Below are 17,035 nucleotides of genomic sequence, written 5' to 3' on the forward strand. Positions count from 1 at the left end.
GCAAACGGCGTCACCGCACGCTCAGTTCTGCCGGCCGACGAGTTCGGTGACGAAGCGATCGAGGAAACCGTCCACCGGTGCCTTGCCCACCGGCCGGATGACGAATTTCGTCAGGCCCGCCTCGAGGTAGGCGTCCAGCTGCCGGTGCAACCGATCCCACCCCGCGGCGACGAGCTCGCCGGGGTCACGGTCCGGGCGACGCCGGTGCACCGCCGCGGCCAACTCCGCGGGCAATTCTTCGTCGGCGACGGCCAGGGAGATGCCGAAATGGTCGGGCTCGATGCTGCGGCCGGCGTGCCCGGCGGCTCGCTCGATCGCCTCGCGCCCGGCGCGCGCCTCGGCGGGGGTGAGGAAACTGCCCAGCCAGCCGTCGCCGAGCGCGCCGATGCGCCGAAACGCGGCCGGCGCCGAGCCGCCTACCCAAATATCAAGCGGCGGAGATGGTTTCGGTGCGACGGCCACGTCGGTGACGCTGAAATACCGGCCGGTGAACGTCGTCGAATCCTCCACCAGCGCCGCGCGCAACAGCCGCAGCGACTCGTCGAACACCGCCGCGCGCTCGCCATCGGGGACCACGAAGACCTCGCGCTCGGCCGGTATCGCCGAACGCAAGCCGAAGACGGGAAGGACCCGCTTGGGCGCGACGGCCGCCAGGGACGCCAACTGCTTTGCCACCAGCACCGGATGCCGACCCGGAAGCACGGCCACCGACGTCCCCACCTTCAACCGGGTCGTCCGGGCCAGCGCGTACGCCATGCCGACCATCGGATCGACCGCCGGGGAGTACACCAGTTCGGAAAACCACAGCGAGTCCACCCCGTTGGCCTCGAGGTGATCCACGATGGCGGCCAGTTGATCCGGCGCGGTATCGGCACCCAAACCGACGCCGAAGCGAATCTTCACCGCCGCCTCCCTCTGAGCTCTCTCACCCACACCGCAACGTCGGCGGCGCGTCTTTTGTGCCCGGGGCGCGCGTCATCACCGGATGGCCGGGCTACGCGAAAACTAGCCGCGACTGGGGATAGTCAGCTTGCACGCTTGGCCGATGTCGAGGGTCCGCAGCACTCGGCCCATGCCGACCCACAGCGCGCAGGACAGTGCCAGGTCGGCCAGCAACTCGTCGGAGAAGTGTGCGGCGCACCGGCTCCAGAAGTCTTCGTCGTCGCGCAGCGCGGTGTGCTCGGTGGCGAAGCGGTCGGCGAACTCGGCGGCCAGCCGCTCCTGTTCGCTGTAGCCGGGCCAGGTGCGCCACTCGTGGACGTGGTCGTAGAGCTCCTCGTCGACACCCGCCGCGGGTCCGTCTTCATCGCGGGTGTTGACGCAGACGACGCATTCGTTGCGGTGGGCGATCACGGCGCGGGCTAGTTCGCGGGTGCGGATCGGCAACCGGTTCTTGGTGTACACCGCCTGGCTGAAGCCGCCGAGCGCGCCGCCGATGTCCGGGGACTTCACAAACCAGCCGGCCAGGTCGTCGTCAGCAAAAGTTCCGATTCGGCTCATGGCGTGATGGTACGCCCGCGTCGTCATCCGGGTTGGGGATGTCGGCGAATGCGTATCGGCACCGGTTAGCGAGCGGGCGACGCAATTGCCACGGTCGGCTGTTCCTCATGCCAATCCCGTTGGGCCAGAACGCGATGCGCGACGCGGTCCAGCGCCGCCTCCACCGCGCGGCGGTCCGGGCGGCCCTCGAATCCCGGTGACCGGGCAAGCTTGTCGACCAGCCAGGCCAACAGCAGCGAGTGCACGTATGCGACCTGTTGTCCCCCGGCCGGGGTGAGCCACATCTGCTCGCCGTCGCGCTGCGCGTAACCCCCGGATACCAGTCGGGCGAAGGTGGGCTCGAGCACCTCGAACGGTATCCGGTGGTAGTCGGCCATGTCGGTGAGCCGGGCGGTCCCGTACATCTGGGTGTAGCGATTGATCCGCAAGACCCCCCACAGTCCGGCGACGTCGAGCCGGCAATCGGGTCGCATGGCGATGCTGCGCAACCGCATGCCGGTCTCGCCGCGCAGCATCCGCGCGATCGCGTTCTCCAGCATCTGGTCGGGCGTCTCGGTGGTCGGCATGCCGAACGCGTCGCCGAGATCGATTGTGCTGTCGTGGATGTCGCGCAGCGGGATCTCGCGCAAGAACAGCGCCAGCACGAATCCGACTAGAGCGACCGGCGCCGCCCAGAAGAAGACCTGGGTGAGCGACTCGGCGTAGGCCGCCACGATCGGGGCGGCCACGTCATGCGGTTGCCGGTGCAAGGCCCCCGGTGAACTGACCGCACTGGGCGGCGCGCCGCTGGCCGCCAGGGCCGGACCGATGCGGCCGTTGAGGAAGTTCACGAACAGCGAACCGAAAATGGCCGCGCCGAACGAACTTCCGATGGTCCGGAAAAACGTCACTCCCGAGGTGGCGACGCCGAGGTCTTCGAAGTTCGACGTGTTCTGCACGATCAGGATCAGCACCTGCATGGACAACCCGATGCCGGCGCCGAGGATCACCAGGTAAAGCGACTGGATCAGGGCGGAGGTGGACGGCTGCATGCGCGACATCAGCAGGAAGGCCAACGCCATCAGCGCGGTGCCGGCCACCGGAAAGATCTTGTAGCGCCCGGTCCGGCCGACGATGGTGCCGCTGCCTGTGGAGGTGACCAGCATGCCGAGCACCATGGGCAGGGTGCGCAGGCCCGAGGTGGTCGCCGAAACCCCGTTGACGTACTGCATATAGGTCGGCAGGAAGGTCATCGCGCCCAGCATGGCGAAGCCCACGACGAAGGACAGCACGCAGCAGACGGCGAACACCGGGCTGCCGAACAACCGAATCGGCAAGATGGGTTCGGCGGCGCGCCGTTCCACTATCACGAACACGCCGAGCGCTATCGCGGCGCCGACGAACAGACCGATGATCGTCGGTGATCCCCACGGGTAGAGGGTGCCGCCCCAGCTGGTGGCCAGCGTCAGGCCCGCGGCGCCCAGGCCCACGAACGTGATGCCGGCGTAGTCGATGACGGGCTTGGCGGACGCGGTCAGGGCGGGAATCGCCGCTGCGGCAACGAAGATGACCACGACCGAGATCGGCACGTTGACCCAGAACGCCCACCGCCAGGTCAGGTAGTCGGTGAAGTAGCCGCCGAGCAGCGGGCCGATGACCGTGGTGACGCCGAAGACCGCCCCGAGGATGCCCTGATATCGGCCCCGCTCGCGCAGGGGGACGACCTCGCCGATCAGCGCGCTGGCCGTGACGGTGATGGCCCCACCGCCGATCCCTTGCAGGGCGCGCGCGCCCACCAGCATGGCCATCGACTGGGCCAGTCCGCACAGTATCGAGCCGACGACGAAAAATACTATGGCCGTTTGGAATACGCGTTTGCGGCCGAACACGTCGCCGAGCTTGCCCACCAGCGCGGTGACGATCGTCGATGCGAGCAGATAGCTGGTGACCACCCAGGACTGATGCCCGGCATCGCCCAGGTTGGCGACGATGGTCGGCAGCGCCGTCGCGACGATGGTCTGGTCCAGCGCCGCGAGCAGCATGCCGAGCACGATCGCGATGAAGATCAGATTGCGTCGCTGCGGGCTGATCAGCTCGCCGCTGGATGCGGCACCGGAAGCGGGGCGAGTTTGGGTCGCTGCCCTTGGGCTCGTCATACCTGGGCGACGTTACCTATTTCGCCGCCGGCCGGGTCAGCTGGGTGGGCGCGACACGCACTGCGCCGAGTACAACTCCACGCCCAGCTTGTCCATCAACTCGAGCTGGGTTTCGAGGTAGTCGATGTGCTTTTCCTCATCGGCCACGATGTTCTCGAACAGCGTCGCGGTGGTGGAGTCCTGCTTTTCGCGGCACAGGATGATCGCCGGCTTGAGCCGCTCCATCACCTCGTACTCGATGGCCAGGTCGGCCTCGAACTGCTCACGCAGCGTCTGACCGATGCGCAGCGAGAAGAGGCGCTGGTAGTTCGGCAATCCGTCGAGCAGAAGAATGCGGTCGGTGATCGCCTCGGCGTGTCGCATCTCGTCGAAGGACTCGGCCCGGGTGTGCCCAGCTAACTCGGTGAAACCCCAGTTGTCCTGCATCTTGGAGTGCAGGAAGTATTGGTTGATCGCGGTGAGCTCGCTGGTCAGCTGCTCGTTGAGCAGACGCAAAACTTCCGGATCCCCTTGCATTGTCACTCCTATGGTGTGAGCGGCTGACGTGTGGCCGCGGCGGGCACGCTGGGCTGGAGCGCACAAACCTGGGCTGTAGCAGCACTTTGCCACGGCCGCTGAGAATGTTCCAGCAAGGTTTGGCTGCGCTCAGTGGGTCCGCGAGTGGGGTAAGTCACCCCTTGGTTAGGTTAGACTGAGCTAATGAACTTAGGTTAGACTCCACTAATATGCGGCGTATGGATTCGGCCCCATCGCCCCGGTGCCCGATGACTCGGAACGCCGGCGGCCGGGACGATTCGCAGCCGCTGGACCGGGCTTTCGACGAAGGGGACGCCGACATGCGGGAGGTGCGCTGATGTACGTGTGCCTCTGTGTTGGGGCCACCAACCAGACCGTGTGCGACGTCGTCGCGCAGGGCGCATCGACCTCCAAAGAGATCGCCGCCGCGTGCGGGGCCGGTGGCGACTGCGGCCGCTGCCGGCGCACCCTGCGGGCGATCCTGGCCGCCTCGGCCAAGCTGGAGACGGCCCGCTCGGCCTAGCCGCCGTCAGCCTTTGTTGCTCAACTTTTGTTAAAGGCGGCCAGCGCCGCGGCGTTGGCCTGCGCGCCCATGAGCTCGGCGAAGTGGGCGTTTTCGCGGGCGGTGGCCGCCACAATCTCGGGCCGGACGGGCTCCATCATGGTGTGCTTGACGGCCATCAAGCTCGAGATCGGCCGGGAGGCAAGGATTTCCGCGTGCTGACGGGCCTGCGTCAGCAGCTCATCCGGTTCGCAGACCCGCCAGACCAGCCCCATCCGCAGGGCATCCTCGGCGCCGACCCATTCCGACGACATCAGCAGCCATGCCGCGTTCTGCCGGCCCACCAGCTGGGGCAGCAGGTATGACGATGCCGCTTCGGGCGCCACGCCCAGGCTGGTGAACGGGCACTTCAGGCGGGCGGTCGACGACATGAACGCGAGATCGGCGTAGCCGAGGATGGTGGCGCCGATGCCCACGCCGACGCCGTTCACCGCGCAGATCAGCGGCTTGGGAAAAGCGCTGAGCGCGCTGATCAATCCGACGAAGCCATGCTTGCCCGGGGTGAAGTCCGGGTCGGTGATGCGTGCCTGCATTTCGGCCAGATCGGTACCGGCGCTGAAACCACGGCCCGCGCCGGTCAGCAGCACGACCGCGACCTCGGGATCGTCGGCGGCGGCCAGCAGGGCCTCCGCGGTGGCGTCGTAGAGGGCTTCGTTGAACGCGTTGAGCGCCTCGGGCCGGTTCAATGTGAGGGTGCGTACCCTTTTGTCGTCATCGATCTGCAGCGTCACGCCAGCAGCCTAACCAGGCTAGCCGTTGCTATAGACGCGGGTTGGCGCGATCAACACCACGGCACGACCCTCGGCGGCCATCACCCTGTCGTACTCGTCCCAGTCGTCATGGGTGCCGCCCGCGGCGGTGAACACGTCGCGAAGCAGCAGTCGCAATTGATCGGCGTCCGTCAGCCACGGGCGGCCGTCGGCCGGGCCGGCCAGCTCGGCGCGGCCCTCGACCGTCGCCCACTGCCACCCGTTTCGAAAGGTGACGGCCAACTGCGGTCGGGCCCGCAGGTTGGCCAGCTTCACCTTGCCGTAGGTGGTGAAGCCGAGAACTGGCTGGCCGTCCGCGGGGTGCGTCAGCAACCCCACGTTCACCAGCGAAGCCTGGACCGTCGCGTCAGCGCGGACGGTCGACACCACCGCCAGGCCGCTTTCCGTCGCGGCTAAGGCGACCGCGTCGCGCAGTGTTGTCATGTGAGCCCCTCATCCGTTGAACGGGCTGGCGAAGACGTACCGGCTCGTCGGCACCGTGTCGATGTTCTCGTTGGCGCCAAAGGCGCTGGTGCTGGCGACCATTCGCCCCAGTCGGTCCTGTAGGTCGTCGTCATTGGCGGCTCCGAAGAAGGCGTGGAGGTCGGTGATGGCCTCGATCGGGAACAACTCCTCGACGATGCCGGCGATTCCCGGCGCGTCCGGGGTCAGCGCCCGCACCACCCAGTTCTGGGTGTAGCCGAACGTCGACTGCGTTTCGATGGCCACCGAGGTGTGGTGACCCTGCCACCGCGTCAGCCAGGTCGCCTGGTCCATGTCGGCGGGCCGGCGTAGCAGCGCGATGTTGGCCAAACCCGGTGTGCGAGCGCCAGATTCAACGGCTGGGGCCATCAGCGGGACGGATTCGGTCACCAGATACGCGGCGAGCTGTTCACATTCCTGGGCGAGGAATTTGAACGCCGCCGTCATCTGCTCGCCGTAGCACTGCTGGGTCCACATGCTCACCACCGCCGCGACCGGCGGGTCCAGGGTGGTCAGTGTCATCAGCGAGTGGCGCACGGTGCTGTCGCGCACGTTCATCTGCAGCCCGGCGACGCCCAGTTGCAGCAGCGCGTCGGCGACGTGACCCCGTTGCCGGGCACACCACGCGTCATCCGGCTCGGCCCGCCTGAGCACCGCGATCACCTTTTCCATAGGCAGAACCTACCCGGGACGGGCCGCCGGGTAGGCCTACTTCACCAGCCGCACCTGGTGCTGGCTGCTGATCAGTGTGCCGATCAGCCCGGCCAGCCGGCGATAGGACTCGTCGCGCCCGCTCGATGACCGGTAGACCAAACCGATCCGCCGCCCCGGGCGGGGTGCGGCGAACTGCGCCAGGCCCAGGCGGCTGCGTGAAGCCTCGACCGGCACCGCGCTCTGCGGAATGAGCGTGACGCCCAGGCCGCCGGTCACGCACTGCACCGCGGTCGCCAGGGAGGCCGCCCGGGTATTGGCCAGCTCTGCCCGCACCCCCGCCTTGTGACAGACGTCGAGTGCTTGATCGCGCAGGCAGTGGCCCTCGTCCAGCAACAGCAGCGGCAGGTCGGCCAGGGCCGTCGCCGGAACCCGGCGCTTGCCCGCCAGTTGATGGCCGGGCGGTAGGGCGAGGACGAAATCCTCGTCGTAGATCGGGATCGCGCTGACACCGGCACCCTCGGCGGGCAGGGCGATCAGGGCCGCATCCAATGCGCCCTCACGCAGCACCGCCAACAGCCGTTCGGTCTGGTCTTCGGTCACCCGCAACGTCAGGCCCGGCAGCCGCTCGGCGACGCCGGCCAGCACGGTCGGCAGCACATAGGGCGCCACCGTCGGTATCAGCCCCAGCCGCACGCCGGTCTGCAGCGGGTCCGTGGACCCCGCCGCGGCGGCGCTGAACGCGTCGGCGGCCTCGACGACCGCCTGGGCGCGCGGGAGCAGTTCCGTGCCCTGGGTTGTCAAGAAGACGCGCCGCGTCGACCGCTCGACCAGCTGGGTGCCCAGGCCCGCCTCCAGCGCCGCCAGCGCCTGCGACAACGTCGACTGACTGACGCCGAGATCTGTTGCGGCACCGCTGAATTGCCGCTTCTCGGCGATCGCTACGAACGCGCGCAGGCCGGCGATCGTGGGCTGATAAGTCTTATCGGTCATGCCTATGAGTCTAGTGGGAAATATCACCTTTACTTCAATAAGGCTACGCGGCAACATGGTGGAGGACATCTAATCTTGAGTAATTCCAGATAAGGAGCGATATGCCTCTGCTGACCATCGGCGACCAGTTCCCCGCCTACGAGCTCACTGCGTTGATCGCGGGCGATCTGTCCACGGTCGACGCCAAGCAGCCTGGGGACTACTTCACCACCATCACCAACGAGGACCACGCCGGCAAATGGCGCGTGGTGTTCTTCTGGCCGAAGGACTTCACCTTCGTGTGCCCCACCGAGATCGCCGCGTTCGGCAAGCTCAACGACGAATTCGCCGACCGCGACGCGCAGGTTCTGGGTGTCTCGATCGACAGCGAGTTCGTGCACTTCAACTGGCGGGCCCAGCACGAGGACCTGAAGAAGCTGCCGTTCCCGATGCTCTCGGACATCAAGCGGGAGCTGAGCCTGGCCACCGGTGTGCTCAACGCCGACGGCGTCGCCGACCGGGCGACCTTCATCGTCGACCCGAACAACGAGATCCAGTTCGTCTCGGTAACCGCGGGTTCGGTGGGCCGTAACGTCGAAGAGGTGCTGCGCGTCCTGGACGCACTGCAGTCCGACGAGCTGTGCGCGTGCAACTGGCGCAAGGGTGACCCAACGCTGGACGCCACCGAGCTGCTCAAGCAGTCGGCCTGATCCGGGCTTGGATCGCATAAGGTTCGGAAGAAGGAGGCGAGATGAGCGTAGACAACCTCAAAGAAGCGCTGCCGGAGTACGCCAAGGATCTCAAGCTCAACCTGGGCTCGATCACGCGCACGACCGAGCTCAACTCCGAGCAGCTGTGGGGCACCCTGCTGGCCAGTGCCGCCGCGACGCGAAACACCCAGGTGCTCGCCGAGATCGGGGCCGAGGCGGCCGACATCCTGTCCGCCGAGGCCTACAACGCGGCGCTGGGAGCCGCCTCGATCACGGGCATGAACAACGTGTTCTACCGCGGCCGGGGCTTCCTGGACGGCAAGTACGACGATCTGCGCGCGGGGTTGCGGATGAACATCATCGCCAACCCCGGCGTGGAGAAGGCGAACTTCGAGCTGTGGTCGTTTGCGGTGTCGTCGATCAACGGCTGCCCGGACTGCGTGGCCGCCCACGAGCACACGCTGCGCGAGGCCGGCGTCAGCCGGGAAACCATCCAGGAGGCGCTGAAGGCCGCGGCGATCATTTCCGGCGTGGCGCAAGCGATCATCGCCTCCCAGACGCTGGCCACCGTCGGCTGATCGCGCCGTCGTGACCAGAACCGTGACCGGACCTGCCTGGGTCCAGCACGCGATCTGGTGGCAGGTCTATCCCCTGGGGTTCGTGGGAGCGTTTCCCGCACCGCAGGCAGGCGAGCCGCCGCAACCGGAGGAGCACCGGTTGCGGCGGCTCGTCGACTGGCTGGACCACGCCATCGAACTCGGCGCTTCCGGCATTGCGCTGGGGCCCGTCTTCGCCTCGCGCACACACGGTTACGACACCACCGACCACTACCGCATCGACCCCCGGCTGGGCGACGACGACGACTTCGACCACCTGATCGCCGAGGCTCGTCGCCGCGGACTGCGGGTACTGCTCGACGGGGTGTTCAATCACGTCGGCCAGGATTTCGCGCGCTACCGCGAGGCCGCCGACGACGACGCGGCCGCACGCTGGTTTCGCGGACGGCCCGGCCGATTTCACACCTTCGAAGGCCACGAGGGACTGATCGCCCTCAACCACGACAACCCCGAGGTGGCCGACTACGCCGTCGACGTCATGGCGCACTGGTTGGGTCGCGGCGCCGACGGCTGGCGACTCGACGCGGCTTATGCCGTGCCGCAACACTTCTGGGCATCGACGCTGCCGCGGGTGCGCGAGCGCTACCCGGACGCTTGGTTCGTCGGGGAACTCATCCACGGCGACTACGCCGCCGTCGTAAAGGCCGCCACCTTCGACTCGGCCACGCAATACGAGCTGTGGAAGGCGATCTGGAGCGGCCTCAACGACGGCAATTTCTTCGAGCTGGACTGGGCGCTGCAGCGCCACAACGAGTTTCTGACCGGCTTCTCGCCGCTGACCTTCATCGGAAACCACGACGTCACCCGCATCGCCAGTCGGCTGGAAAATCCCGAACACGTCGCCCACGCGCTGGTGCTGTTGCTGACGGTCGGCGGCGTGCCCAGCGTGTACGCCGGCGACGAACTGGGATTCCGGGGCGTCAAGGAGGAACGCTTCGGCGGTGACGACGCGGTTCGCCCCGAGTTCGGCTCTCCCCCACTGCAACTCGACGACTTCGGCGTCGAAACCTGGCGGCTGCACCAATATCTGGTCGGGCTGCGACGCCGCTACCCTTGGTTACATGCGGCGACCACCACCGCCCGGCTGCTGGAAAACCGGCGCTACGTGTACGAGACGCGCCACGGCGACGATGCCCTGCTGGTGGCGCTCAACATCGACGACGAACCGCTGCGGGTGTCGCTGCCGAAGCTGGGCACCGCTCGCGCCGAGGTGATCGGCGGATCGGCCGCCCCGCCGCAGGAGGTCGTCGACACCGTTACCGTCGAGCCCCGCGGCTGGCGGATCCTGCGCCCGGTCTAGGGGCGCGGCTTTTCACGGCGTCGCCAGCCGCTCCAAGGTCAGCCGATCCTGGCGGCCGTCGTAATACTTGTCCAGCACCGCGACGAAGTCGGCGTTGTCCTCGGTCGCGCGGGCGAACAGCGTCATCGACGAGCACAGCTTGAGGTCGTCCGGCGAACCGAAGATCTGGCCGATCGAGCGCCCCTGCACCGCGCTGACCAGGCGGGCGCACTCGTGCAACCGCAGCCCCAGCAGCTCATGGCGCAGGTATGCGCCGGCTTCGTCGACCGAGGCGATGCCGAACCGCGCCGCCATGGCGCTGCCGCCCAGGCCGCGCAGCTGCGGGAAGACGAACCACATCCAGTGACTGCGTTTCCGGCCGGCGCGCAGCTCGGCGACGACATCGTCGTACACCGGGCGCTGCGCATCCACAAAACGTTTGAGATCGAAGGGGTCGCCAGCCGATTCCATGTGACTACGGTGGCACACATGGCGGTCCAACGACGAGTGCCCAAGGTGCGCGACCTCGCGCCGCTGATGCAGTTCAAGCGGCCCCGGCTCAACGCGACCAGGCGCCGCCTCGACGCCGCGTACACCATCGAGGACCTGCGAGCCATCGCCAAGCGCCGCACCCCCAGGGCGGCGTTCGACTACACCGACGGGGCGGCCGACGACGAACTATCCATCCAGCGCGCACGACAAGCGTTCCGCGACATCGAGTTTCACCCGACGATTCTGCGTGACGTCTCCCAGGTCGCCACCGGCTGGAATGTGCTGGGGCAGCCGGTCGCGTTGCCGTTCGGGATCGCCCCCACCGGATTCACCCGTTTGATGCACACCGAGGGCGAGATCGCCGGAGCGCAAGCGGCGGCCGACGCGGGGATCCCGTTTTCGTTGTCCACCTTGGGTACGTGCGCGATCGAGGATCTCGTCACCGCCGTCCCGCAGGGCCGAAAGTGGTTCCAGCTCTACATGTGGCGCGATCGTGAGCGCTCGATGGCCCTGGTGCGGCGCGCCGCCGACGCGGGCTTCGACACGCTGTTGGCCACCGTCGACGTCCCGGTCTCCGGTGCCCGGCTACGGGATAACCGCAACGGCATGACGATTCCGCCGACACTGACGCTGCGCACCGTGCTCGATGCCGTGCCGCACCCGAAATGGTGGTTCGATCTGCTGACCACCGAGCCGCTGGCCTTCGCCTCGCTGGATCGCTGGCCGGGCACCGTCGCCGAGTATCTGAGCACGATGTTCGATCCCAGCCTCACCTTCGACGATCTGGAGTGGATCAAGGCGCAATGGCCCGGCAAGCTCGTCGTCAAAGGGATTCAGACACTCGAGGATGCGCGCGCCGTCGTCGACCGCGGCGTCGACGGCATCGTCTTGTCGAATCATGGTGGGCGCCAACTGGATCGGGCCCCCGTGCCCTTTCACCTGCTGCCCACCGTCGCGCGGGAGCTTGGGCGACACACCGAGATCCTGGTGGACACCGGCATCATGGCGGGCGCCGACATCGTCGCCGCGATCGCGCTGGGCGCCCGCTGCACGCTGGTCGGTCGCGCCTACCTGTACGGCCTGATGGCCGGCGGTGAGGCGGGAGTGAGCCGCGCGATCGACATCCTCCGCAGCGGGATTTTGCGGACCATGGCGCTGCTCGGCGTCACCTGCCTCGAGGAGCTCTCCCCCCAGCACGTCACGCAACTGCGACGGCTGGGCCCGTTGCCGCCGGTGTGACGCCGGCCGCACGCTCGCAACGGCCGGGGTCGCCGGGAACAAACCGGCGCCCGGCTGGGTTAAGCGCATCAGACTCAACTTTTGGAGGATTTGATGGCTGAAGCCAAGTCGGTGCCGGTGCTGTTTGTCACTGACACCATCGTGTTGCCCGGAATGGTGGTGCCGATCGCGCTGGACGACGCCGCCCGAGCGGCGATCGACGCCGCTGCGGCGAGCGAATCGGGACAGCTGCTGATCGCCCCCCGGCTCGAGGACCGGTACCCCTCGCACGGCGTGATCGCGAAAATCCTGCAGGTCGGGCGCATCGCCGGCGGCGGCACCGCCGCGGTGGTGCGCGGTGAGCGCAGGGCGCAGATCGGCGCGGGAGCGTCCGGGCCCGGCGCGGCGCTGTGGGTCGAGGTGACCGAGGTCCCCGACGGCGAGACGACCGACGAGATCAAGGCGCTCACGGCGGAGTACAAGAAGCTGCTGCTGGCCATGCTGCAACGCCGTGAAGCGTGGGAGATCATCGATTACGTCAACAGGCTGACCGACCCGTCGGCACTGGCCGATACCTCCGGTTACGCCTCGTACCTCACCAACGCGCAGAAGCGCCAACTGCTGGAGACCGTCGACGTCACCGAGCGGCTGCGCGTGCTGATCGACTGGACCAGTGCGCATTTGGCCGAGGTCGAGGTCAACGACAAGATCGCCGAGGACGTGCGCGAGGGCATGGAGAAGACGCAGAAGGAGTTCCTGCTGCGCCAACAGCTGGCCGCCATCCGCAAGGAACTGGGCGAGGGCGAACCGGACGGCTCGGATGACTACCGTGCCCGCGTCGAGGCCGCCGAGCTGCCCGAGCAGGTGCGCGAGGCTGCGCTGCGTGAGGTCGGCAAGCTGGAACGGTCCAGCGACCAGAGCCCGGAAAGCGGCTGGATCCGCACCTGGCTGGACACCGTGCTGGACCTGCCGTGGAACGTCCGGACCGAGGACTCCACGGACCTGACGGCGGCCCGGGAAATCCTGGACGCCGACCACCACGGGCTGGACGACGTCAAGGACCGCATCGTCGAGTACCTGGCCGTGCGGGCGCGCCGCGCCCAGCGTGGGCTGCAGGTCGTCGGCGGGCGCGGTTCCGGTGCGGTGATGGTGCTGGCCGGTCCCCCCGGGGTCGGCAAGACGTCGCTGGGCGAGAGCGTGGCCAGGGCTCTGGGCCGCAAGTTCGTCCGCGTCGCCCTGGGCGGCGTGCGCGACGAAGCCGAGATCCGCGGGCACCGACGCACCTATGTGGGCGCGTTGCCGGGCCGGATCGTGCGGGCGATCGGTGAGGCGGGATCGATGAATCCCGTCGTGTTGCTAGACGAAATCGACAAGGTCGGTTCCGACTATCGCGGCGACCCTTCGGCCGCGTTGCTGGAGGTCCTGGACCCCGCGCAGAACCACACCTTCCGCGACCACTACCTGGATTTGGACCTGGACCTGTCCGACGTGGTGTTTTTGGCCACCGCCAACGTCATCGAGAACATCCCGTCCGCCCTGCTGGACCGCTTGGAGCTGGTTTCGATCGACGGCTACACCGAGGACGACAAGGTCGCCATCGCGCGTGACTACCTGCTGCCCCGGCAGCGCGAACGCGCGGCGCTGACCGAGGACGAGGTCACGGTGACCGACGCGGCGTTGCGCAGGATCGCGGCGGATTACACCCGCGAGCCCGGCGTGCGCCAGTTCGAGCGGCTGCTGGCCAAGGCGCTGCGCAAGGCCACCACCAAGCTGGCAGACCAGCCCGCGCCGCTGAGCATCGACGAGCCCGATCTGGTGGGTTACCTTGGCCGCCCGCGATTCACGCCCGAATCGGCCGAGCGCACGGCGGTGCCGGGCGTGGCGACCGGCCTGGCCGTCACCGGCCTGGGCGGCGACGTGCTCTACATCGAGGCGGGCGCGACCGACGGGGAACCGGGTTTGCAGTTGACCGGCCAGCTGGGCGACGTGATGAAGGAGTCGGCGCAGATCGCGCTGTCCTACGTGCGCTCCCACGCCGACGCGCTGGGTGTGGAGCCCGCGGCGCTGAACCGGCGCATCCACGTCCATGTCCCCGCGGGTGCGGTTCCCAAGGACGGCCCGTCGGCCGGTGTCACCATGGTGACCGCCCTGGTGTCGATGGCGACCGGGCGTCACGTCCGTTCCGACGTCGGCATGACCGGTGAGGTCACGCTGAACGGTCGGGTGCTGCCCATCGGCGGGGTGAAGCAGAAGCTGCTGGCGGCCCAACGTGCGGGGCTGGCAACGGTTTTCATTCCGGCGCGCAACGAGCCCGATCTCGATGACGTGCCCGCCGAGGTGCTCGAGGCGCTGGACGTGCGGCCCATGACCGATGTCGCCGAGATCGTCGCGCAGGCCCTGGAGCCGGCGGCGCAGGTCGCCACCGCGGCCGCATGAGGTGGCCGGGCGGTGGGGCGTTTCCCGACCCGCCCGTCGATTCGTGACCCACCCGACCTACAACCGCATAACGAGACGGCCGCCGCGCATGTGGCGGCTGTTCTCGTTTGCGGCAGAATCCAAGCATGAGCGATTTCGGGAAACTGAAACGGCAAGTGGTCCACCGGGTTCAACGGCTACTGGTCAATCCGGTGGGTCGACAGCTGCCGATGACCATGCTGGAAACCACCGGGCGCAAGACCAAGCAGCCGCGCCGCACCGCGGTGGGCGGCCGCGTCGTAGACAACCAGTTCTGGATGGTCTCCGAACACGGCGAACACTCCGACTATGTCCGCAACATCAAAGCCAATCCGGCTGTGCGCGTGCGGGTCGGCGGACGGTGGCGCAACGGCACCGCGCACCTGCTGCCCGATGACGATGCCGTGCAGCGGCTGGGCCAGCTGCCGAAGATGAACAGCGCGGTGGTGCGCCTGATGGGCAGCGACCTGCTCACCATCCGCGTCGATCTGGACTGACGCCGGTCCATGGCCTACGACGAAGACTTGGCCAACCGGATCCGCGAGCTATTGGGTTCGCAGTCCGGCGTCGAGGAGAAACGCATGTTCGGCGGCCTGGCTTTTCTGGTCGACGGCAACATGTCGGTGGCCGCGAGCGGGCAGGGCGGACTGCTGGTACGGGCGCCCGCCGCCGAGTTCGAATCGCTGCTGCGGCGTGAGCACGTCCACCCTATGGTGATGGGTGGCCGAGAGGTGCGCGGCTGGCTGCGTGTCGAGGCCGCCGGGGTGCGGACCATGCGGCAGCTGCAGGGCTGGGTGAACCGTGGCGTCGGCTACGCGCGCACCTTGCCGCCCAAGTAGCGTGCGGTTTGCTCGTGCGGGGCGCGGGTACGCGGGTGCGTATGGACAAGCGGGTGCGACGACTGCTCGACGTTGCCGGCACGACCTATGCGGCGCAGGCGCGTATCAAGCTGAGCGACAAGCCGATGCCCCTGTTTCAGCTTCTCGTCTTATGCATGCTTGCCAGCAAGCCGATCGACGCCGGTATCGCCATGGCCGCCGCGCGTGAGCTGTTCAGAGCCGGCCTGCGAACGCCCAAAGCCGTGCGGGCGGCCAACCGGCGCACCATGATCGCGGCGTTCGGACGCGCGCACTACGTGCGCTACGACGAGAGCTCGGCCACTCGGCTGGCCGATATGGCCGATCGGGTCTCCGACGACTACGCGGGTGATCTGCGCCGACTGGCCGATCGCAGCCGACACGACGTCGCAGCGGCCAAACGGATGCTCAAGCAGTTCAAGGGAATCGGTGACACCGGCGCCGACATCTACCTGCGCGAAGTTCAAGACGTCTGGACCTGGGTGCGCCCGTATTTCGATGACCGGACCACCGCCACCGCCAAAAAATTGGGTTTGCCCGCCGAGCCGGCAAAACTGGGATCCCTTGCACCGCACGACAATGCGAGGCTGGCCGCCGCCCTGGTCAGGGTGTCGCTGGACGACGATGTGCGTCAGCGGGTAACCGGCTGAGCGGCCCGTGACCATACACATCGGTACTTCAGGGTGGTCCTACAACCACTGGGTAGATGTGTTGTATCCGACGGGAACGCCGTCGGGACGCCGCCTCGCCCGCTACGTGGAGGTGTTCGACACCGTCGAGCTCAACGCCAGTTTCTATCGGTGGCCGCAGGATTCGACCTTCACGGGTTGGCGTCGCCAGTTGCCGGAGGGCTTCACCATGTCGGTCAAGGCTCATCGCGGATTGACCCACTACCGCCGGCTGGCCTCACCGGAACCGTGGATCGAACGATTCGAGCGTTGTTGGCGCCTCCTGGGTGATCGGCACGGGGTGCTGCTCGCGCAGTTGCACCCCGAGCAACAGCGCGACGACGCGCGCCTGGATACGTTCCTGGCGCTGGTGCCCGAATCGATCCGCGTCGCCGTCGAATTGCGCCACCCCTCGTGGAATGACCCCGCGGTGTTCGAGTTACTGGAACGCCGCCGCGCCGCGTATGTGGTGATGAGTGGCCTCGGGCTGGAGTGCATCCCCCGGGCCACGACCGACTTGGTGTACATCCGGATGCACGGGCCGGACCCGGAAGCCAACTACGCCGGCTCCTACTCCGACGACGACCTGCGGCGCTGGGCCGAGCGCATCGCGGGCTGGGACGCCGAGGGACGCGACGTGTGGATGTACTTCAACAACGACCTGGGCGGCCACGCGGTCCGCAACGCGCTGGCGCTGCGCGAGCTTTTGGGTTGAGCGCTCGCGAGCCTCAGCCTGCGGTGCGCTCGGGGTCCGAGCCGTCAGCGCCGCGCGGCACCGGAGCCCATGCGCCGTCGATGACCTCGGGTGGGCCCTGCACCTGCAGCCGTTCGCGTTCGGTGCGGCGGCGCTTGATCCGCAAGCGCGCATCACCGGGTAGGGTGACCAGTTCGTTGCAGGTCAGGTAATACATGTCCGCGACATCGTCTATCAGGTCCGCCTCGACCCGCAGCGAACCCAAAGCGCGCAACGTCATTCGGAGTTCGTGGGTGAACCGCATCGTGGTGTCGTAGGCCAGCTCTCGAGAACCACGCGCGGCGCGCGCCGGCCGTTCCCGCGGCGTTGGCGGCTGTTCGCGGGCGGCCGCGGCGACCAGCAACATGGTGGGATCGTCGGCGAATGTCGTGCTGGCCAACTCGGCCTCCCCAGGCCCGCGGTGCCCGATCCGCGCGAC

At 67.8% G+C, this 17,035-nt stretch carries 19 protein-coding genes and 1 pseudogene; 10 read left to right on the plus strand and 10 right to left on the minus strand.

The window, feature by feature from the left end; genetic code table 11:
- Nucleotides 1-21: 21 nt before the first annotated feature.
- From DQP58_RS15085 to bfr, 4 genes are all read right to left on the minus strand, one after another.
- Nucleotides 22-903 carry a TIGR03854 family LLM class F420-dependent oxidoreductase gene (locus tag DQP58_RS15085; RefSeq protein ID WP_112709131.1) on the minus strand — a complete coding sequence of 294 codons (882 nt, stop codon included), beginning with the start codon at nucleotides 901-903 and terminating at the stop codon, nucleotides 22-24.
- A 102-nt stretch (nucleotides 904-1,005) separates the two neighbouring features.
- Nucleotides 1,006-1,500: a carboxymuconolactone decarboxylase family protein gene (locus tag DQP58_RS15090; protein ID WP_066870794.1), complete on the minus strand. Its 495-nt coding sequence runs from the start codon at nucleotides 1,498-1,500 to the stop codon at nucleotides 1,006-1,008.
- A gap of 65 nt (nucleotides 1,501-1,565) precedes the next feature.
- Nucleotides 1,566-3,635 carry an MDR family MFS transporter gene (locus DQP58_RS15095; protein WP_112709132.1) on the minus strand — a complete coding sequence of 690 codons (2,070 nt, stop codon included), beginning with the start codon at nucleotides 3,633-3,635 and terminating at the stop codon, nucleotides 1,566-1,568.
- 36 nt (nucleotides 3,636-3,671) lie between these two features.
- A complete protein-coding gene (gene bfr / locus DQP58_RS15100) occupies nucleotides 3,672-4,151 on the minus strand; it encodes a bacterioferritin (protein ID WP_066870748.1) in 480 nt (159 codons plus the stop codon).
- 337 nt (nucleotides 4,152-4,488) lie between these two features.
- Between bfr and DQP58_RS15105 the strand changes: the two genes are divergently transcribed.
- Nucleotides 4,489-4,674 (plus strand): (2Fe-2S)-binding protein, encoded by a 186-nt coding sequence (locus tag DQP58_RS15105; protein WP_112709133.1) that lies wholly within the window; start codon nucleotides 4,489-4,491, stop codon nucleotides 4,672-4,674.
- A gap of 20 nt (nucleotides 4,675-4,694) precedes the next feature.
- Here the strand turns inward: DQP58_RS15105 and DQP58_RS15110 are convergent, their stop codons facing one another.
- The 4 genes from DQP58_RS15110 to DQP58_RS15125 are packed head-to-tail and all read right to left on the minus strand — an operon-like array spanning nucleotide 4,695 to nucleotide 7,589.
- On the minus strand, nucleotides 4,695-5,444 hold the full coding sequence (locus DQP58_RS15110) for an enoyl-CoA hydratase/isomerase family protein (RefSeq protein ID WP_112709134.1): 750 nt from the start codon (nucleotides 5,442-5,444) through the stop codon (nucleotides 4,695-4,697).
- An 18-nt stretch (nucleotides 5,445-5,462) separates the two neighbouring features.
- Entirely contained in the window at nucleotides 5,463-5,906 is a 444-nt protein-coding gene (locus DQP58_RS15115; RefSeq protein ID WP_112709135.1) for a TIGR03618 family F420-dependent PPOX class oxidoreductase, read from the minus strand.
- A 9-nt stretch (nucleotides 5,907-5,915) separates the two neighbouring features.
- Entirely contained in the window at nucleotides 5,916-6,617 is a 702-nt protein-coding gene (locus DQP58_RS15120; protein WP_205869434.1) for an EthD domain-containing protein, read from the minus strand.
- A gap of 36 nt (nucleotides 6,618-6,653) precedes the next feature.
- Nucleotides 6,654-7,589, minus strand: coding sequence for a hydrogen peroxide-inducible genes activator (locus DQP58_RS15125; protein ID WP_112709136.1), 936 nt, complete (start codon nucleotides 7,587-7,589; stop codon nucleotides 6,654-6,656).
- 101 nt (nucleotides 7,590-7,690) lie between these two features.
- Here DQP58_RS15125 and DQP58_RS15130 point away from each other — a divergent pair, with 101 nt between their 5' ends.
- Genes DQP58_RS15130 through DQP58_RS15140 form a run of 3 tightly spaced genes read left to right on the plus strand, consistent with a single transcriptional unit; the run spans nucleotide 7,691 to nucleotide 10,195 of the window.
- Complete coding sequence (locus DQP58_RS15130; RefSeq protein WP_112709137.1) at nucleotides 7,691-8,278, plus strand: peroxiredoxin; 588 nt, start codon at nucleotides 7,691-7,693, stop codon at nucleotides 8,276-8,278.
- Between the two features lie 41 nt (nucleotides 8,279-8,319).
- Nucleotides 8,320-8,856 carry an alkyl hydroperoxide reductase gene (locus DQP58_RS15135; RefSeq protein ID WP_112709138.1) on the plus strand — a complete coding sequence of 179 codons (537 nt, stop codon included), beginning with the start codon at nucleotides 8,320-8,322 and terminating at the stop codon, nucleotides 8,854-8,856.
- Between the two features lie 10 nt (nucleotides 8,857-8,866).
- Nucleotides 8,867-10,195, plus strand: coding sequence for an alpha-amylase family protein (locus DQP58_RS15140; protein ID WP_112709139.1), 1,329 nt, complete (start codon nucleotides 8,867-8,869; stop codon nucleotides 10,193-10,195).
- Between the two features lie 12 nt (nucleotides 10,196-10,207).
- Here DQP58_RS15140 and DQP58_RS15145 read toward each other — a convergent pair whose 3' ends face one another.
- Nucleotides 10,208-10,645 carry a DUF1810 domain-containing protein gene (locus DQP58_RS15145; protein WP_112709140.1) on the minus strand — a complete coding sequence of 146 codons (438 nt, stop codon included), beginning with the start codon at nucleotides 10,643-10,645 and terminating at the stop codon, nucleotides 10,208-10,210.
- A gap of 18 nt (nucleotides 10,646-10,663) precedes the next feature.
- Here DQP58_RS15145 and DQP58_RS15150 point away from each other — a divergent pair, with 18 nt between their 5' ends.
- The 6 genes from DQP58_RS15150 to DQP58_RS15175 all read left to right on the plus strand — a co-directional run bounded on the left by DQP58_RS15150 (nucleotide 10,664) and on the right by DQP58_RS15175 (nucleotide 16,578).
- Nucleotides 10,664-11,905, plus strand: a complete 1,242-nt coding sequence (locus tag DQP58_RS15150; RefSeq protein ID WP_112709141.1) for an alpha-hydroxy acid oxidase — start codon at nucleotides 10,664-10,666, stop codon at nucleotides 11,903-11,905.
- Nucleotides 11,906-11,998: 93 nt separating this feature from the next.
- A complete protein-coding gene (gene lon, locus DQP58_RS15155) occupies nucleotides 11,999-14,320 on the plus strand; it encodes an endopeptidase La (protein ID WP_205869435.1) in 2,322 nt (773 codons plus the stop codon).
- 125 nt (nucleotides 14,321-14,445) lie between these two features.
- Nucleotides 14,446-14,835, plus strand: coding sequence for a nitroreductase family deazaflavin-dependent oxidoreductase (locus DQP58_RS15160; RefSeq protein WP_112709143.1), 390 nt, complete (start codon nucleotides 14,446-14,448; stop codon nucleotides 14,833-14,835).
- Nucleotides 14,836-14,844: 9 nt separating this feature from the next.
- Complete coding sequence (locus DQP58_RS15165; protein WP_112709144.1) at nucleotides 14,845-15,177, plus strand: TfoX/Sxy family protein; 333 nt, start codon at nucleotides 14,845-14,847, stop codon at nucleotides 15,175-15,177.
- A gap of 41 nt (nucleotides 15,178-15,218) precedes the next feature.
- Entirely contained in the window at nucleotides 15,219-15,845 is a 627-nt protein-coding gene (locus DQP58_RS15170; RefSeq protein WP_112709145.1) for an endonuclease, read from the plus strand.
- Between the two features lie 7 nt (nucleotides 15,846-15,852).
- Nucleotides 15,853-16,578, plus strand: a complete 726-nt coding sequence (locus tag DQP58_RS15175; RefSeq protein WP_112709146.1) for a DUF72 domain-containing protein — start codon at nucleotides 15,853-15,855, stop codon at nucleotides 16,576-16,578.
- Nucleotides 16,579-16,591: 13 nt separating this feature from the next.
- Here the strand turns inward: DQP58_RS15175 and DQP58_RS15180 are convergent.
- Nucleotides 16,592-17,035: pseudogene (locus tag DQP58_RS15180) on the minus strand (hypothetical protein); the annotation flags it as partial.

Source organism: Mycobacterium colombiense, from assembly GCF_003284975.1.
GTDB classification, from domain to species: Bacteria; Actinomycetota; Actinomycetes; order Mycobacteriales; family Mycobacteriaceae; genus Mycobacterium; species Mycobacterium europaeum_A.

Bases quoted from the DNA above. Each gene is read 5' to 3' on its own strand.
- DQP58_RS15145 (WP_112709140.1), bottom strand. From the start codon at position 10,645: ATGGAATCGGCTGGCGACCCCTTCGATCTCAAACGTTTTGTGGATGCG.
- DQP58_RS15115 (WP_112709135.1), bottom strand. From the start codon at position 5,906: ATGACAACACTGCGCGACGCGGTCGCCTTAGCCGCGACGGAAAGCGGC.
- DQP58_RS15095 (WP_112709132.1), bottom strand. From the start codon at position 3,635: ATGACGAGCCCAAGGGCAGCGACCCAAACTCGCCCCGCTTCCGGTGCC.
- DQP58_RS15160 (WP_112709143.1), top strand. From the start codon at position 14,446: ATGAGCGATTTCGGGAAACTGAAACGGCAAGTGGTCCACCGGGTTCAA.
- DQP58_RS15125 (WP_112709136.1), bottom strand. From the start codon at position 7,589: ATGACCGATAAGACTTATCAGCCCACGATCGCCGGCCTGCGCGCGTTC.
- DQP58_RS15090 (WP_066870794.1), bottom strand. From the start codon at position 1,500: ATGAGCCGAATCGGAACTTTTGCTGACGACGACCTGGCCGGCTGGTTT.
- DQP58_RS15135 (WP_112709138.1), top strand. From the start codon at position 8,320: ATGAGCGTAGACAACCTCAAAGAAGCGCTGCCGGAGTACGCCAAGGAT.
- DQP58_RS15165 (WP_112709144.1), top strand. From the start codon at position 14,845: ATGGCCTACGACGAAGACTTGGCCAACCGGATCCGCGAGCTATTGGGT.
- bfr (WP_066870748.1), bottom strand. From the start codon at position 4,151: ATGCAAGGGGATCCGGAAGTTTTGCGTCTGCTCAACGAGCAGCTGACC.
- DQP58_RS15120 (WP_205869434.1), bottom strand. From the start codon at position 6,617: ATGGAAAAGGTGATCGCGGTGCTCAGGCGGGCCGAGCCGGATGACGCG.
- DQP58_RS15130 (WP_112709137.1), top strand. From the start codon at position 7,691: ATGCCTCTGCTGACCATCGGCGACCAGTTCCCCGCCTACGAGCTCACT.
- DQP58_RS15170 (WP_112709145.1), top strand. From the start codon at position 15,219: ATGGACAAGCGGGTGCGACGACTGCTCGACGTTGCCGGCACGACCTAT.
- DQP58_RS15105 (WP_112709133.1), top strand. From the start codon at position 4,489: ATGTACGTGTGCCTCTGTGTTGGGGCCACCAACCAGACCGTGTGCGAC.
- DQP58_RS15150 (WP_112709141.1), top strand. From the start codon at position 10,664: ATGGCGGTCCAACGACGAGTGCCCAAGGTGCGCGACCTCGCGCCGCTG.
- lon (WP_205869435.1), top strand. From the start codon at position 11,999: ATGGCTGAAGCCAAGTCGGTGCCGGTGCTGTTTGTCACTGACACCATC.